The 17,443-nt window shown below is 39.9% G+C and carries 12 protein-coding genes and 1 pseudogene; 3 read left to right on the forward strand and 10 right to left on the reverse strand.

What is annotated here, in order from left to right; all coding sequences use genetic code 11:
* The 4 genes from BACCELL_RS16600 to BACCELL_RS16615 form a co-directional block, all read right to left on the reverse strand.
* Positions 1–1,297: rhamnogalacturonidase (locus tag BACCELL_RS16600; RefSeq protein WP_029427738.1), on the reverse strand; the 1,297-nt coding region annotated here is incomplete at its 3' end.
* 214 nt (positions 1,298–1,511) lie between these two features.
* Positions 1,512–3,137, reverse strand: coding sequence for an RluA family pseudouridine synthase (locus BACCELL_RS16605; protein WP_081450826.1), 1,626 nt, complete (start codon positions 3,135–3,137; stop codon positions 1,512–1,514).
* Between the two features lie 40 nt (positions 3,138–3,177).
* Positions 3,178–4,599, reverse strand: a complete 1,422-nt coding sequence (locus BACCELL_RS16610; RefSeq protein WP_007213097.1) for a sensor histidine kinase — start codon at positions 4,597–4,599, stop codon at positions 3,178–3,180.
* A 177-nt stretch (positions 4,600–4,776) separates the two neighbouring features.
* A complete protein-coding gene (locus BACCELL_RS16615) occupies positions 4,777–5,706 on the reverse strand; it encodes a VOC family protein (RefSeq protein WP_007213098.1) in 930 nt (309 codons plus the stop codon).
* A gap of 115 nt (positions 5,707–5,821) precedes the next feature.
* Between BACCELL_RS16615 and BACCELL_RS16620 the strand changes: the two genes are divergently transcribed.
* The 3 genes and pseudogenes from BACCELL_RS16620 (at position 5,822) to BACCELL_RS16630 (ending at position 9,990) form a co-directional block, all read left to right on the forward strand.
* Positions 5,822–7,255 (forward strand): DEAD/DEAH box helicase, encoded by a 1,434-nt coding sequence (locus BACCELL_RS16620; RefSeq protein ID WP_044153943.1) that lies wholly within the window; start codon positions 5,822–5,824, stop codon positions 7,253–7,255.
* A gap of 235 nt (positions 7,256–7,490) precedes the next feature.
* Positions 7,491–9,090: pseudogene (locus BACCELL_RS16625) on the forward strand (sensor histidine kinase).
* Between the two features lie 42 nt (positions 9,091–9,132).
* Entirely contained in the window at positions 9,133–9,990 is an 858-nt protein-coding gene (locus BACCELL_RS16630; protein WP_007213102.1) for an MBL fold metallo-hydrolase, read from the forward strand.
* Here the strand turns inward: BACCELL_RS16630 and BACCELL_RS16635 are convergent.
* The 6 genes from BACCELL_RS16635 to BACCELL_RS16660 all read right to left on the reverse strand — a co-directional run.
* Entirely contained in the window at positions 9,983–10,162 is a 180-nt protein-coding gene (locus BACCELL_RS16635) for a hypothetical protein (RefSeq protein ID WP_007213103.1), read from the reverse strand. The genes BACCELL_RS16630 and BACCELL_RS16635 overlap by 8 nt on opposite strands.
* 26 nt (positions 10,163–10,188) lie before the next feature.
* Positions 10,189–10,875: a COG1361 family protein gene (locus tag BACCELL_RS16640; protein ID WP_044153944.1), complete on the reverse strand. Its 687-nt coding sequence runs from the start codon at positions 10,873–10,875 to the stop codon at positions 10,189–10,191.
* A 171-nt stretch (positions 10,876–11,046) separates the two neighbouring features.
* A complete protein-coding gene (locus BACCELL_RS16645; RefSeq protein WP_007213105.1) occupies positions 11,047–14,175 on the reverse strand; it encodes a type I restriction endonuclease subunit R in 3,129 nt (1,042 codons plus the stop codon).
* Positions 14,176–14,177: 2 nt separating this feature from the next.
* Positions 14,178–16,247, reverse strand: coding sequence for a DUF262 and DUF1524 domain-containing protein (locus BACCELL_RS16650; protein WP_007213106.1), 2,070 nt, complete (start codon positions 16,245–16,247; stop codon positions 14,178–14,180).
* A 4-nt stretch (positions 16,248–16,251) separates the two neighbouring features.
* Complete coding sequence (locus BACCELL_RS16655) at positions 16,252–16,878, reverse strand: abortive infection family protein (protein WP_007213107.1); 627 nt, start codon at positions 16,876–16,878, stop codon at positions 16,252–16,254.
* 4 nt (positions 16,879–16,882) lie between these two features.
* On the reverse strand, positions 16,883–17,443 hold a 561-nt coding region (locus BACCELL_RS16660; protein WP_007213108.1), incomplete at its 5' end, for a restriction endonuclease subunit S.

Below are 17,443 nucleotides of genomic sequence, written 5' to 3' on the forward strand. Positions count from 1 at the left end.
ATTGATTTACCTTCACATTATTCCATTCAGATGACGGGATAATCGACTTGTCATACTCACCATCTTTCGCTTTAATATTCAGATTCTCAAATTTGAAATTCGTCAGTTTGTACTGCTCGGATGCACTTACATTGAAAAACACATCACATTCAAAGTCTATATTACGCATTGTTACATGGTCCGAGTAAGACATCGGAATATCTTTACGGTCTTTCAGATCAAAGAACTGAGTCCACGGCTTGATGTATAGGAAGCTTTTGGCATTTCCTTTAATATCCTCCACAAGGATATATTCATAATTTTGGGGAGTATCGGCACGCATCTTCAACCACAACAGACGGCTTGCCTGATTGATGGTACAACGACGGAGAATAATATTGCGGTTATGGATAGACTCGCTACCGCAAGTCAGTGCACTATGGCAGAAACCGTACGTACAATCTTCTATAATAATATTAGTGTTACTTCCATTGTTAGAATCCTTATCAGCCCAGGGGCCTTTTCCACCTTTAAGAGCAATAGCATCATCGTTTACAGAAAGGTAGCAGTTCTTAACCAACACATTGTTGCATACATCAATATCTATGGCATCCGTGCTGGGTGCCTTAACAGGAGCAGCCGGAGAGAAAATATATAGACCTAATAGCTTCACATTGTTACATTTGTAAATGTGTGTCGTCCAGAAAGGAGAGTTGATGAGGCGTACGCCGGAAAGCTGTACATCATTGCTATTGGAAATGTGCACCAGGCGCGGACGCAACTCATCCATATTCGTGCATTTCGGAATAACGGTGCGGCGTAACCAGAAAGATTTCCAATAGCGTAGTCCGTTGCCATTGATGGTTCCCTTACCGGAAATGGTGAAACCATCTACTTTGTCGGCATTCACCAGTGCGGCAAAGTATTTAAGTGATTGCCCCTCTATACGGGTATTGATTATAGGGAAGTTGCTGATATCATCGCTACCTTTCAAAACAGCTCCTTCTTCCAAATAAAGGTGCGTTTTAGGCTTGAAAAAGAGTGCACCGCTCAGATAAGTACCTTTCGGGATGATGATCACACCGCCACCTTTGGATGATGCCTGGTCGATAACCGCCTGAATTTTCTCTGTTTGAAGTAAGGTGCTGTCATTCACCACACCATGATCAGTGATCTTATATTTACCGCCAAGGGTTTCGATATTTACAATTTCGTTCTGTCTGAACCAGTCGGGAATAAGGGTACCATCGGGGAATTTCTCTTGTGCAAAAGATGGCAGGCAGAAAAGCAAACTACATACTAAAGTTACGAATTTCATGGTCTTTATCATTAATTGAGTTAATAGTGTCTGATCGGATAGATTTATCCGTTTGCAAAAATAGGGATTAAAATCTACATGCTGCTTATGCGGATAAGCCCATTTCCTAAGTTATTTGTTGGTTTATATAGGCTTTTTGATTCTTCCTTTCCATACAGAAAGGAAGTTAACTCGTCAACTTTTCCTCTATCCGAGCTTTTGGAAAAAGCAATAATCAGAAGTCTGCTTTTTTCGTAATACACATGGACTGCCCGTTGACGGGATGGGTGAACTCTATGGATTCAGCGTGCAGATAGAGCCTTTTGTCTTTCTTTCCATAAAGCTCGTCGCCTATGATAGGGCAATGCAGTCCTGACGGATGTGCCGCATGTACGCGAAGTTGGTGAGTACGTCCGGTATGGGGATAAAAGGCTATACGTGTATATTTATCTGTACGTTCGAGAACCTGATAATAAGTGATGGCAGGCTTGCCGTATTGTGTGTCTACCATTTGCCGGGGGCGGTCCAATGGATTGGGGCAAAGCGATAGTTCAATAGTGCCCTCATCTTCCGGGACGATGCCATCGAGCAAGGCTATGTACTTCTTTCGGATACTACGATTCTTGAATTGTGCCTGTAAGTGTTGGTGCGTCTTCTTATCTTTGGCAATGATTAAAAGTCCCGATGTAGCCATATCCAGCCTATGTACGATCATGGGACCCTCTGCTTCCGGATAAGCTTCTCTTGCCAGGTCGTATATGGATGTTTGTCTTTCTTTTCCGGGTACTGAAAGCATTCCGGCAGGCTTATTAATAATCAGTAGCCATTGGTCTTCATAAACTATATTCAATTTTTCATTGCCTCGTTCCGCCTCCTGTTGCATAGGATTTGCTTCTACCTCCAATCCCTGCAACATGTGCCGGAGAATTGGTTCGCATTTACCCTTACAGGCTGGATAGTAATAACCGTGATGCCGTACTTCGTTTCTGGGAGAATTACCCCACCAGAATTCGGCCATGGCTATCGGTTTCCAATGATGCAGATAGGCTTGTTGTAACATTTTAGGAGCGGCACATTCACCTGCACCGGCGGGAGGAGTCTTATGTACGGTTTGCTCGAATATGTCGCATAAAGTTTTCACATCTCCCCGGTAGTTCAACATTCTGAATTGTTCGAATAGTTGTTGTTGCAAGGCGGAAGAGCGGACTTTACGTTCTGCTTTCAGCTCCTGTATTTGTTTTTCCCAATTACCAGCTTCTACCTGCAAGGAGGCTATCTTATCTTTCCAGGAACGTTCCAACCGTTTATATTCTGCCTTCTGGAACTGGCTCTCTCGTATCAGATCAGCTTCTTCTTTTGCATCAAGCTGACCTGTCTTTCTGAGCAATTCTCTTTTATCTTTTGCTTCTTTCAATTGTATCTTGGCAATTGACAATGCATCTTGTGCAGATTGGGTGGTCTGGGTAAGATCTGATAACAAGTCAATATATTTCTTATCCTCTTCCAACCGGCGGATACGATGGTTGATAGCGGATATGTTTTCTTCTTCTATTTTGAAGAAGCCTTGAGGTTGCAATAAATCGTACACGGGCGGTACAAAATACGGATGTATATTCTTCCCGGCTAATATGCCCGAAAAGGCGGTTAAATAACCTATGCTTCCATCTTCGGTTTGCACTATCAGCACTCCGAACATTTTCCCCTGGCTTAATTCCTCTTGCCAGTTGTTTTGCTTGCTGAGGTAGTGTTGTACCTCTTCCGCCGCCATTACACACAATGGATGAGGAGTATAACAGAAAGGGTAAGTAAACCTTTCCGGAAGTGGAATATCGCTGATTGAAGTAGTAAAACGGTGCAACATAATGGTGCAAAGATACTACATTCTTTGGGTATCTGTGAAGTTATCCGGCAGAAAAGAATTCCTCGCTTTCATTATGGTAGGGTAGGAGGAAAGTGAACCGGCTTCCTTTTCCAATCTCTGAAGCCACACTAATCTTCCCACCGAGTTTTTCCGCAATTACCATGCTGATGGAAAGTCCCAGCCCCGTGCCTTGAACAAATTCATCTTGTTTGTAGAAGCGTTCGAATATCATTCGTTGCTCTTCTTTCGGAATACCTTTGCCGGTATCTTCTACGTAAATGGAAACTTCGTATGTTGAAAAATCAATTTCATAGCCCAGTTTGATGTATCCTGATTTGGTAAACTTAGTGGCATTATTCAGGAAGTTAGTCATTATCTGGCTGAGGCGGTTCACGTCCGTATTGATGAAGAATGCGGCATCGGGCACTTCTTTGATGAACTCTATTTCCTTGGGTATCAATAAGGAATGTGTCAAATACATACTATCCACCCAATTATTCAGATTACACGTTGAATAGGAGAAAGTCATGTTGCCCGATTCGATACGGGAGAGTTCCAGTATATCATTGATGAGTTTCAGAAGCAATTCGCAATTCGTGTTGATCGTATTGATGAAGTCAGCTTTCTCTTCATCGGGGAGGTCGTCTTCGCTGACAAGTAAGTTGGAGAACCCCACAATTGCATTCAGTGGAGTACGTATTTCATGGCTCATATTGGCGAGGAAAGATTGCTTCAGTTCTGCCTCTATCGCCAGGTCTTTTGCTCTCATGAGTTCCTCTTCTTTATCCTTGAAGTGTTGCACATTGGTGATTAAGCCTATAATGGAGGCCGTTTCCGCCATTGCCTCCGTGGGATTAACATAACGGAGTTCATACCAGATATACCCTTTACCATTAAAGTTGCACCGGCATTGGGTGTGCGTTTTGGAATCCGGTTGGTTTTTCACATGATAAAACGTGTTCAACACATCCACTCTATCTTCCGGATGTATCGCTTCGGCCATTTCTTGTAGGGTAAAGGCACGGAAAGGCATATCCAGATGCTCAAAGAATTCTTTATCACAGATGAAAGCATTTGTTTTCTCTATGTATTTCCAGGCGTAGATGTTGCTCTTTTCGAGTGATAGCGATAATAATTCCTTTTCCCTGGTTAGTTCCCTTTGGGCGGTGCGCTTTCTTTTAGACTCTCTGACATAGAGAAGTAGCGGATAGATGATGAAAAAGCAAATGAAAGAGAGAGCCAGAACAATGATACAAATAAAAAGAGGCTTGTACTTGGCTTGGAAAGGTATCTTGATTACAATATAATCTTGTGGATGTTCTTCAACTTCAATATTGGTTTCTGTTTTCTGAATATCTTGGGGTTCAGCGTACTGGGGTTCTACCGCATGCATCTTTGTAAATAGGACAAAGAAGATCAGAATAATCGAAACTCTTTTCAGTAGCTGATAGTGTTTTTTCATAGCTGAAGAATAACTCATTTTGCAAATGTACATGAATATTTTTAATTCTTGCACAAATAAATAAAAATGTGAGAATTAACTCGTTTTATGTCCGAATGGCAGATTCTGTTCATCTTAAAAAAAGACTATTTTAATGTAAATCTTATTTTTTTATTTTATATACTGATTTTTCGCAATTCACGGCTTAGCCAGATAGTAACATTGGTGGTCGTATAAATGTCCATCGTAGGTTAACTCGGCCTGATGGAGAGTGCCTTCATAAATAAAACCGTGGCGTTTCAAAACCTGTTGTGAGCGCTCGTTATGAGGATAGCAATTTGCGGTGATGAGGCTTAGTTGGAGGGTGTTGAATCCGTAATCGAGAACAGATTGCACCGCTTCCGTCATATAGCCCTTTCCCCAATGGGATTCATCGAGCCAGTATCCCAGCATGCGTGCTTGCGGGTTTTCACGCTTGGGATCTGGAATGATGCCGACTGAACCGATCAAACGTCCGTCTTCTTTTAGGGTGATAGCCCATATTCCGGACTGGGATATAAATACGGAACGAAGGATTTCTTGTGATTCTTCTAAGTATCCGTGAGGTTTCCAGCCGGCATTGTTTCCTATGTTCGGGTTTTGGCAGCATTTAAAGAAGGCTTCCGCATCACTTTCCCGGAAAGGGCGTAATAGTAGCCGTTCCGTTTTAATCGGAGCATCCGGTTCATTACCGGTTTCTTCTTTCCTGTATACACATTCCACTCGATTGCCATCCGGATCGAGTATGACGCTTTCGAAATATCCATCGCCCGAAGTCCGCGGTTCGCCGGCTATGGTATACCCATCGCTACGGAGTTGTTCAGTAGTGCGGAAAACGTCTTCTTTGCTTTGGAAAGAGAGAGCAAAGTGCGTGAGTCCCAACTTGTTCTCTTCTATCGGAGTATTTTGCACATCTGTACGGCTCATTAATTCTAATGCCGCGCCATCATCAAAATAGATGAAATAGGACTCGAAACCCTTTTTCGGATTGATATATTTTTCATTGCTTGTTCCGTTAAAGTAGCGGATATAAAACTCTCTCAAATCTTCCAAGCGAAAAGTCCAGATGGCAATATGATGTATTTTCATGCGATATAATAGTTTGAATATCTGTTCTTTGTAGTTAATTAAAAACTACTTTTCATGCAAATATAATGATTATTCCTCATAAAAGCCTACCTTTGCGCCCTAATTAAAAGAAATGATGACATTTAAACAGATGAATATTTCGGAGCCGGTGTGCCGTGCGCTCCTTGAAAAAAACTATTCTACTCCTACTCTTATACAAGAACAAGCCATACCGGAAGCCCTGACAGGGCGTGATTTATTAGGACTGGCTCAAACCGGAACCGGTAAAACGGCGGCATTTGCCATACCTATCATAGAACAATTGCTTGCCGACCCCATATCTCAGCAGAAAGGTGCTCCACGTAAGATTCGTGCTCTTATCCTTACTCCAACGCGTGAGTTGGCAATTCAGATTGATGAATCGCTGGCAGACTATACACGATATACCACGTTGCGCCATACCGTTATTTTCGGTGGGGTAAAGCAGAAGTCGCAAACCGATGAATTGCGTGCCGGAACAGATATCCTGACGGCTACTCCCGGTCGTTTGCTCGATCTGATGTCACAAGGATTTATCCGCCTCGACCATGTGCGGCACTTCGTGCTTGACGAAGCTGACCGTATGCTCGATATGGGATTCATCCACGATGTAAAGCGCTTGTTGCCTAAGCTCCCGCCCAAGAAGCAAACCTTGTTCTTTTCGGCTACCATGCCTGATAGTATTGACCGCCTGGCTAAAAGTTTATTGCGCAATCCGGCGAGGGTGGAAGTCACTCCGGCATCCAGCGTAGTGGAAATCATCAGTCAGTCAGTCTATCGTGTAGAAAAGCCTCAGAAGAAGGAATTGCTGGCACAACTATTACTCGGAGAGGCCGGACATCAGGTACTTGTATTTTCGCGTACCAAACATGGGGCGGATAATATAGCGCGCTATTTATCACGTCGTGGCATCACTTGTGAAAGTATCCATGGAGATAAGTCGCAAAATTCCCGCCAGCGTGCATTGAGTAATTTCAAGGAAGGTCGTTCCAATGTAATTATCGCTACGGATATTGCGGCACGCGGTATTGATATCAAAGGTTTGGATTTGGTTCTCAACTACGATTTGCCCGATGTACCGGAAACTTATGTCCATCGTATCGGACGTACGGGACGTGCGGGTTGCGAGGGACGTGCCATTGCCTTTTGTTCGGGCGAAGAAGTGCCGATGTTGCGTGAAATAGAGAAACTTACAGGTATCAAACTGGAGCAACGGAAACATGATTTACCGCCTTTGGAGGAGACGAAAACAGCTCCGGTTGTCAATGTTGCACGAAAGGTACAAGCGAAAGCACCGGCAGATAAGCAACAAGGCAAGCAGAACAATAAGAGGCGGGAGGGCAGAAAGCCTGCCGAACCCTTGAAGAATGCTCAGCAAGCAACGGTTGTTGCTGAAAAGCCCAAACGTCATAATCGTCCGGCGAAACCGAAATTAGCTCGGGAATCGCAACAAAAGCAATCGGCGGATAAAAGGGAGCAAGCATCCAGTCGTTCGGCAAAGTTGCGTTCGCGTTATGAAAATTATGAATGATTGGCTATAGTTTATCTGAACGCTTAAAGTTGTATTTCTTAGTAAATGAACTTGTAAAATAAATTAGTTTTTATATTTCTTATTTTGTTCGAAAAGAAGAAAAAAGGTGATAGTTAAGTACATAGAAAATCTTTTTTATTCTTTTAAAAGTTTGTATATTAGCGCCTTGAAGATACTCGAAAATGTATTTTATTTTTGTTTTAAGTGTCTCTAACCCTAAGGTGTAAAAAGTAATATGATCGAAAAGGACAAGAGTTTAAGTGTATTTCTCCTTCATTTCTTAGAGCGTTTAAATGGATGTGAATCCATTGAAAAGAAAATCACGGAATCATTGACGGATATTTGTACTTTCTATAAGTTTAAAAAAGGATTTGTTTATCAGACCGATGGTTTTCGCTATTTCTTCCTGAAAGAAACGATTGGAAATGAAGACCATTCTCTGAAGCGTCGCTTTGAGATGAGTGAAATGACCAAAATACATTCCGATCGTATGAAGGTCAAGAACCGTCCTTTTTATGCCAGTAGAAACGATGACAATTCCTTAGTCGATATTGACGTTCTGGATTTTCATAAAACGGATTCCTTGCTGGTCCGTCAGTTTGAAGATAGTGAAGGAAAGATTATCGGTTTTATAGGATTTGCGGATAGGGAGGATACAACTCCTTTCACGGATGAGGAATTGCAAACCATTCATCTTCTGCTCGGTTCGCTTTCTAAAGAAATAGCCGTTCGTGAATATAAAGAACGGGAAGTGCGGGCAAGCAATACGCTGGGTAGCATCATGAACAATATGGGAGTCGACATTTATGTGAACTCTTTTGATTCTCATGATATGTTGTATGCCAATGCGTCTATGGGCTCCGTATGGTGGCATTAAGCATTTTGAAGGAAAGAAGTGCTGGCAGGCCCTTTATACCGATAAAACGGGCGAATGTGAGTTTTGTCCTAAAAGACACCTGATCGACGAAAACGGTCTACCTACTAAAGTTTACTCCTGGGATTACCAACGCCCGTTCGATCAATGTTGGTTTCGTGTATTCAGTGCGGCATTTCCCTGGATAGACGGACAGATGGCACATGTCATTACCAGCGTTGATATCGACCATCAGAAAAAGATAGAAGAAGAATTGATAATAGCCAAAGATAAGGCCGAAAATCTGGATCGTTTGAAGTCCGCCTTTCTGGCTAACATGAGTCATGAGATTCGTACTCCGTTGAATTCCATAGTCGGTTTCGCAAGTATGCTTGTTGAGGAGGAGGATAAAGAAGAGCGTCAGGGCTATATTGAAATCATGCAAGAGAACACGGAATTACTCTTACAATTGATATCTGACATTCTGGATTTATCCAAGATAGAGGCGGGAACGCTCGATTTCAACATGGGATATTTGAATATCAGGGATTTCTGTGAAGATATATTGCGTGGTTATGAAATCAAGGAAGATAAGCCTGTACCGGTTGTGTTGGCTTCCGGTCTGCCCGATTATCGTATCTATACGGATAAGAAACGTCTGATGCAGGTCATCACCAACTTTATAAATAATGCTCTGAAATTCACCAGTAAGGGGCAGATCACTCTGGAGTACCATTTTAAAGAGGGGACTAATGAAATAGAGTTCTCGGTTACGGATACAGGTATCGGCATCGCACCGGATGCGGTGGGTCAGGTTTTCGACCGATTTGTGAAACTGAACACATTCTCCAAGGGCACCGGCTTAGGGTTGTCCATCTGCCGGAGTATTGTGGAGCACCTTGGTGGCACGATTGGCGCCGAATCGGAAGTAGGAGTCGGGAGTCGTTTCTGGTTTACGCATCCTTGCGCGGAATCGGCCTGATTATGGAGTCGTCTATTATTTATGAACTAAATTTATAAGCTAATGAGAAACAAAACGTGGAAGTATCTGGTTGTTACATCTGCAATATTCGTGTTATCAGCTTGTGGCGGAGGCACAAAAAAGCAAGTAAATGAGGATGTAAGTATGGATAGTGTAAATGTGGTGTGCGATGGCCTGAAGACATTGCAACTGGATGAAGTGAAAGTTACCTGGATACAGGATAATGCGAAAGAGCGCCTGATGGAAAGAACGCTTTTCGCGGATGCTGACGATAGTCTGATAGAGAGTTTGAAACTACAAAGTGGAATACCTTCGTCCATGAGTGCTTTTCTGGTAGAAACGGGTGAAATCCGAATCCTGTTCGATACGGGCATGGGAGCACCGGATAGCCGTTTGCTATCGGGCTTGGCTTCTTTGGGAGTTACCCCTTCCGATATTAAATATTTGTATCTCACCCATTTCCATGGCGATCACATCGGTGGAATGATGAGAGGGGATAGTGTTGTGTTTCCTGATGCTGAAGTGTATGCATCGAAAGTGGAATATGATGCCTGGCTCAAGATGCCTGCCGACAGGAATGCGCAAGTGTTGAAAACGATGAATGCTTATAAAGACCGTTTGCATCTGTTTGAGTTCGGAGAAACATTGCCGGGCAATGTCGTTGCGATGAATGCTGAGGGACATACTCCCGGGCATACCGTGTTCCAGGCGAACAAATTGTTGGTGATTGCCGATCTTATCCATGGAGCTGCCCTTCAGTTGGAGCATCCCGAAATCTGCGCTACGTATGATATGGATAGGGAGAAGGCGGTGAAATCACGTAAGTATTTCCTTCAATATGCCAAAGACAATGGTTTGACGATGGCAGGTATGCATTTGCCGGCTCCGGCATTCAAATAGTATTTTCCAAATTGGTACTAACAGGGGGTGTTTCTTCACCCTCTTTTGATTTTTCCAAAGTTTTCGGACGCTTCATAGGCGAGGGCTTCTTTCCGTATTTACGTTCTTTTTCCCAAGCGGCTTTCCGGGCTTGGTATGCTTCGTATTGTTTTTCTAAATAATTGTCGGCCATGGTGTAATCGTTTAAAATAAAGTTGCTTATCGTTGGGTAGGCAATGAGAACTCTTGCCAGTCGTACTCCTGTCCGTTTTCATCGGCTACGGCAACGCGTATGATGACTTCTCCCGTCTTTATCCGTTCTCCGGCATTGATGCTGGCGGTATATTTCACACCTTCATGAGGCTTAATCTGCTCTATCATGACCGAGGGTGAAATATAGATACGCTTCATGCCCGTGATTTCGGCCACTACCGGTACTACGTTGAAAGCTGTTCTGTTTCCTTCGTTTATGATTTCGAAGATCACTTTACAATTTTCGCCTGAGTTGATTGTATGGTCGCGATTGGTGTCAATGAAACGTATATTATGTATTCTCAGATTCTCGATAGCTGATGAATATTGGGGTTGGGGTCTGGAAGGTTGAGTCCTTTCTACCCGGTAGCTATATTCTTCTGTCTGCTTGGGGGCGGTAGCGGCATTTGCGATGGCTGCTCCGGCGATGGTTCCGACGATGGTACCAATGGCGGACCCCCGGTAGCCACCTCTCCATCCCCTGTTACTTTCGCCAATGAGGCCTCCGATGGCGCCTCCCACATTTCCTCCGATGGATGCTCCGGCCAACACCGCGCCCGGGTCACCTGCCGCCATACGATTAGTGCTACATCCGCTACATAGCATGGCTAATGCTAATATTCCTATGAAATATGTAGTAATTCGTTTCTTCATATCTGAATCCTATTTAGTATATATATGTGCATTAGAATTTTGTAAAGGTATGGATAAAATTTTATTTGCTGAAATACGGCTTCTTAATATTTCTATTTAAAGCATGTTGTATAATAATATAGTTTTTTCTTTTTTTGCTAAAGACTAACAGAGTAAATATTTACAGGCCGCTTATGTTTTGGGATACTTATTATATTCAGATTGTGGTTCAGCTGCAATGGAATATGAGTTTTCTTGAAAATTATATTTTCTGATATTGTTATTCGTCGAATAATCTTCCGACGAATTATCACTCCACTGTTCACATTGGCGAATTACCGTTTCTAAAGCATTTGCCGCTTCTTCTGGTGGATATTTATACTTTTTTAGAAGCCGTTTAATCATCTTTCTCATTCCTGCTCTTGCTGATTCTTTTTTTTGCCAATCGATAGTACGATTTTTACGGAGTTCTTCTGTTAATTCTTTAGTCATTGCAATTAATTGTTCATTAGTATAGAAATCGTGTACAGCTCTTGGTTGTGTCAAAGCATCATAAAAAGACTTTTCTTCGGCAGTAAGTCCCAATTCATTTCCTTCAATTTCTGATTGAGAAATTTCAGCTGCAAGTTTTAGTAACTCTTGAATAACTTCTTCATTTGAAAGTAAACCTTTTAGATAATTTGATAGTGATTGGTTAAGCATATCAGAAAACTTTTCGGCTTGAACCAGATTTGTTTTCTGATAGATTTTTACTTTTTCAGCTAAGAGTTTCTTTAATAATTCAATGGCGATATTCTTTTCTTTCATTTTAGATATTTCATCCAGAAAAGTTGTATCAAATAAGGAAAATTCAGATTTTACATCTGAGAATAAATTTATTACTCCGTCACTTTTTACACTTTGTTTGAGTAGCTCGCTGATGCGAGCATTTATTTCTTGCTTTGTCACTTTGCCTTTACCAGTCATTCTTGATAATAAGGTGCGTACAGTTTCAAAAAATGCCGCTTCAAATCGTTGTTTGTCATTAAGTAAACTGCGACAAAGAGTTATAGAGTTATGTAAAAGTATTGCCTCCTTTTGAAAATATTGCATTTTCTCACTTCTGTCTGGTGCTATGATAAAGTTTACACCACCTTTAATGAGCTGTGCACGGTCGTAGTCTGTTCCATTCTGAAACTTACTATAATCATATCCATGAAATATATCACGGCAGATTTCTAATTTCTCTTTAAATTTGAGAAATGCTGTTTCTTTAATATTGGGATTACCAAAATTATTCCGATCACGACCTGTATAGTCGCGCATCGCTTCTTTCAGCGCTTTAGCAATACCTATATAATCGACTACAAGACCTCCAGCCTTATTATTGAATACACGATTTACACGAGCTATTGCTTGCATAAGATTGTGTCCTCTCATAGGTTTGTAAACATACATGGTTGCCAATGATGGAACATCAAATCCAGTGAGCCACATATCTACAACAATAGCTATTTTCATTGGATCATCATTGTCTTTGAACTTTTTGGCAAGTTCCTTTTTGTATTGTTTATTACCAATAATGTCATGCCATTCTTCCGGATCACCATTATTTCCTGTCATAACCACTTTTATCTTTTCATCCCAACTCGGACGCAGTTCAAGCAATCTATGGTAGATATTCATTGCGATTGGACGGGAGTAAGCGACAATCATCGCCTTACCAGTTAGTTCAAACTGACGGTTTTCTTCGTAATGTTTTAAAATGTCTTGGCAAAGGGAATCTATAGTTGATGGTGCCCCGAGTATTTCTTCAAGGTGAGACATTTTCTTTTTACTTTTTTCAATCTGTTCCTCTGTTGCTCCTTCCAAAGCAAGTAATTCATATTCATCGTCAATGGCCTTAAGCGTTTCTTCATCAAGGTTAAGATTGATCACTCGTGATTCATAAAATACAGGACAGGTAGCACCGTCAGCTACTGCTTGGGTCATGTCGTAAATATCAATATAGTCTCCGAATACTTCGGTAGTATCACGATCCTTAGTGGAAATAGGTGTACCGGTAAATCCTATGAATGAGGCATTAGGCAGGGAGTTATGAATAATTCTTGCTGTTCCGATTGAAATCTTACCAGTTTTTTCATCAACTTTTTCCTCAAAGCCATATTGACTACGATGGGCTTCGTCAGTCATGACTACAATATTTCTGCGTAGCGAGAGAGCTTCTTTCGATTCTTCAAATTTTTGTATCGTAGTAAAGATAATGCCGTTAGCTTCGCGACCGGATAAAAGTGATTTTAAATCCTCCCGGTTTTTGGCTTGTACAGGAGTTTGACGAAGAAATTGCTGGCATTTGGAGAACTGAGTATAAAGTTGGTCATCCAAATCATTGCGATCGGTAATTACTATAATGGTAGGTTGGGACAGTTCTTCTTGTAGAAGGTGGGCATAGAATACCATTGACAGTGATTTTCCGCTGCCTTGCGTATGCCAAAATACACCGATTTTACCATTTCCTTGTGTGGCTTTTTGGGTACGTTCAATGGCTTTTTTTACAGCAAAATATTGATGATAACCTGCCAGTATCTTTGCAGCTCCTAACTCATCTTTTGAGAAGCAAATGAAGTTCTTGATAATGTCAATGATGCGTTCTTTGATAAACATACCTTCAAAAAACACGTCATAGTCAATGAATTCTTCACTTTTATATATTCCATCTTTGGTCTTCCATTCCATATAACGGTCTTCTTTGCTTGTGATTGTGCCAGCTTTTGAGCATGCCATATCACTCATGATGCAGAAAACATTATAAATGAATAGTGATGGTATTTCTTTCATGTAATTGCGTAATTGGCGATAAGCCTCAGAAGCGTCAGTTTCCTCTCGTGATGGAGACTTCAATTCAATAATAATGAGTGGTAAACCATTAATGAAAATAATAATATCAGCACGTTTTTCTGAATGCTCAACGAAAGTCCACTGGTTGATTACTTGGAAGTCATTACGGTAGATGTTATTGAAATCAATCAGGTAAATTATATCGTTGTGTTGTTTAACCCCATCGTGATAAGATATCTCAATCCCATGTTGAAGATAATCCATGAAAAGTTCATTCTTTTGCACTAAACTACCAGTTTCAATATTTTTTAATTTAGTTATGGCTTCATCAATGGCAGTGTAAGACTTTGTAGGATTAATCTTTGTTAGGCTATTAACTAATTGCTCTTCATAAAAAGCGGTATAATAGTCTCTTGCAATGTCAGGACCATATAGATATTGATAACCTAAATTCTCATAAAGGGTAATCAGTGCTTTCTCGTAGCTATTTTCTGTAAATGACATGGCTATATTTGTTTATTTAGTGATTGCTTTATGATATCCATAGTTTGATTCAATAGACTGAGAGAGTCAAAGCTTATTTCGACATCTCCATTACCCCAGCGGCCTATGTCTGTAACATTTCTACAAATACCACATGGATCATTCACTTCATCAAAATCCATATTTATTGTTAATCTTAATCTTGTTTTTTGGATAATGATGTCGACAAAGTTCGTTCTATATTTGTATGCGATATATAACTTTTTGAACTCTCGTTTTATATTGGGATTTAAGATCATGATGGCTTTATCAAGTTCTGTATAAAGCATCTTGACGAAAACATTGGAAAAATCATAGCTATCTATACTGTATTTCGTAGTAAGCTCTTCTGATTGTCTGAGATAAGTAGAGATGATTTCTTGCGAAACTGCGGGAAACTTCCATATATCAATAGAATAATCGCAAAGTTGTTTGGTACGTTCTTCAATAGTATTAATATTCCAAATACTTTGTTCAACTACGTACTTATTTAAGGTATGAGTTGCACTTTGTTTTAAAACTAAAAGTTTTTCAGAGAAGGGGCGGTCTCCCATTTCTGAATTATATTTAGTAAGAGTAAGATTTCCAAGACGATGCAAGTAAGTCTTATGATCTTCTTTCCAATTTTCACCTAAAGCACTAACCCAATCCGGCTTTAGATTGTCATTCTGTGGCATTATGTGTTCAATGGTGAATCCTGTAAATGATATTGGTTCTTTGTTGTTGTAGTTCTCCAATTTTACAAGAATATAATTGATGCTTCTCATTGTATATATATCTTTTGTTTGGAGTTTCCGTTTAAATTCTTCATCGGTTGGAAAACGTTTGTAAGTTTCCAAAGAACGAAATGCAACTTTAATTGAGTTTAAATAATCATCGACTTTAATATTGTTACGCATTGTAGCAAATGTTTTATTCAATGAACTTGTTGGTATTTCGCAAACAGCACGTCGGACAACATAAGACTCTGTTAATCTCAGAATAGCAATAAAATCAGTTTTTGATATAACATTATTCTTATAATCGCCGTACACTTTAAGGAGTAAAGGATATGCAACTTCCATTTTTACTATGCGGATATCTATGAAAATAGCATGCAACTCTGAGTCAGAACAAGTCTTTGTGGAAATCTCATTATAACATTGTGCATAAAAAAATAAATCTTCTGCCAGTTCTTTGGTATTATTGGATACGCCGGTGTTGATGCAATAAGATTTGAAATCGTCGTACACTTGCTCTTTATTTGGAATAGATGCTAATTTCATGGTGAGATAATCACGGAAGAACTTATCCATTAATTCGGAACGCTTTTCAACGGGGAAAGCATTTTCCATAGGTTGCCAATAATTCACATAAATATCTTTCTGTTCATCGTTAGTCATACCCATAAGGATATAGTTGCGTATGAGATCTGATTCTGATAAATCCATACCTGTTGAGTTTAGACTTTCAAAGATGAGTTGTGGATCATCTCCTTCTTCGCGTTTCAATGTTATATTCACAATTTGAAGCTTCGCGATAGAATTATATATTTGAGCTGGCGTTAGTTCGTTTTCTGCAATTTTTTCTTTGAAGTAAATGTAGTTATTGAGGATATTAGACTGTGTATCTTCATTAATCGGGCATACATCTATAAGTTTAATAAGTACTTCACGATCATTGTCGTTCAGGAGAAGCTTGTAACGGTCATAACCTTTTTGATGATCATTTTTCAAAAGATAATAAGTGAGAGTATCTCCATCAACTTCTTCACTTGATATCTCCCTTAAATGATCACGTAGGGCTATCATTAGAATTGTTAATGTAGTGACTCGTTGTTGTCCATCAATTATTTGGTATCTATGTATTCCCATAGGGACATTTACGTCAGATATCGTAACAATAGAACCGACAAAATGGTGTCGCTTTGACTGTTTTTCCATATTAACGATATCTTTCCATAATCTGTCGCACTGTACATCTTTTAGCCAACTATATTTCCTCTGATAGACTGGTACTACAAATTGATATTTACCATTTAATAATTCGTATATACTTCCTTTTGAAATATCCATAATATTATTCTTTTTTCAGGTTATCTAAAAAACTAAAATATATTTCTTTATATGCTTGATAATCTTGCTTGTATAATGCTTCGGAAGCAGATAGAAGAACTCCTCCCAATTCTAATGGATTTTCATCATCAAATAGTTCGTTGAATGATTGGCAATCTTCGTAATGAATGCGAGTGTCTCTTTTTGATGCGTAATTTGTATAGTAATGCATAATATAACCTCCAATAACATCTGTTATTTTATATGCCAGAAGTGACAGAGTAGAACTTATTGGAATATGCTTAATGTCCTGCCCGTGAGAGGCAAAACCTGAATTATTCCTTATTTCTGCTAGTTTTTGAGAAACTGAAGCTATTCTTCTCCCAAGCTCGATTAATTCTTCTTTATAGGGTTCATCTTGAACTATTAAACATTCAATTGTTCTTTTTACTGTTGTGTTGAATTTATCATATTCAGTATAGTTGATATCTTGATTGGTCAGAATGGTTTTGCAGATACCTTCGATTAAACTTTTACATGTTTCAATACACAGTGCTGGATTCGAATCAACACTCTCTTCGACCGTTGCAATATGGCTCTCAAAGCTGCTAAAGCTTGGAATTTTGTTTATATGTTCTCGAATCCAATGCATTATATTATGCTACTGATTTGATTAAATTATCATTTATACGGCGGTTCAGCTCGATTTTGTTATCTATAGATGACAGTAAATCTATAATATGCCTCTGCTCAGAAATTGATGGCAAGGGAATTTTAATATCTTCAATCATCTTCTTTGTAAGGGCGTTTCTTGTAGCACCACCTTGAGACAAGGATAAAAGATATGGCTTCTTATATTGTAGATAATATAGAATGTAATCGGATATCACTATATTATTGTCACCTCTAATTATTGCAACATGTTGGTTTACACGTGCTGGTAATATATTAGATGGAACCTTACAGCAGCGAGCTACAGAATCGCCGGTTATATTTAGTAACACATCACCTGTCATAACTGTGACATTATCTAATCCATGTGCTTGTTCATCATTTATGAGTGCAAGCCCATTATATAGGAAACCAAAGTCAATTACATTTTGGCTTCTGATTAAAGAAGTATTTCCTCCTAAATAGGATTCTTTCCCACCTTTAGGTGTGGCACCGCTACCAATTTTAGAGCAGATTTGAGCCAATTTATATATTTTGTTCAGTTT

It is taken from the genome of Bacteroides cellulosilyticus DSM 14838 (assembly GCF_000158035.1).
GTDB classification, from domain to species: Bacteria; Bacteroidota; Bacteroidia; order Bacteroidales; family Bacteroidaceae; genus Bacteroides; species Bacteroides cellulosilyticus.

Coding starts and splice junctions, on each gene's coding strand:
- BACCELL_RS16605 (WP_081450826.1), bottom strand. CDS start 3,137: ATGTTGCACCGTTTTACTACTTCAATCAGCGATATTCCACTTCCGGAA.
- BACCELL_RS16610 (WP_007213097.1), bottom strand. CDS start 4,599: ATGAAAAAACACTATCAGCTACTGAAAAGAGTTTCGATTATTCTGATC.
- BACCELL_RS16615 (WP_007213098.1), bottom strand. CDS start 5,706: ATGAAAATACATCATATTGCCATCTGGACTTTTCGCTTGGAAGATTTG.
- BACCELL_RS16620 (WP_044153943.1), top strand. CDS start 5,822: ATGACATTTAAACAGATGAATATTTCGGAGCCGGTGTGCCGTGCGCTC.
- BACCELL_RS16630 (WP_007213102.1), top strand. CDS start 9,133: ATGAGAAACAAAACGTGGAAGTATCTGGTTGTTACATCTGCAATATTC.
- BACCELL_RS16635 (WP_007213103.1), bottom strand. CDS start 10,162: ATGGCCGACAATTATTTAGAAAAACAATACGAAGCATACCAAGCCCGG.
- BACCELL_RS16640 (WP_044153944.1), bottom strand. CDS start 10,875: ATGAAGAAACGAATTACTACATATTTCATAGGAATATTAGCATTAGCC.
- BACCELL_RS16645 (WP_007213105.1), bottom strand. CDS start 14,175: ATGTCATTTACAGAAAATAGCTACGAGAAAGCACTGATTACCCTTTAT.
- BACCELL_RS16650 (WP_007213106.1), bottom strand. CDS start 16,247: ATGGATATTTCAAAAGGAAGTATATACGAATTATTAAATGGTAAATAT.
- BACCELL_RS16655 (WP_007213107.1), bottom strand. CDS start 16,878: ATGCATTGGATTCGAGAACATATAAACAAAATTCCAAGCTTTAGCAGC.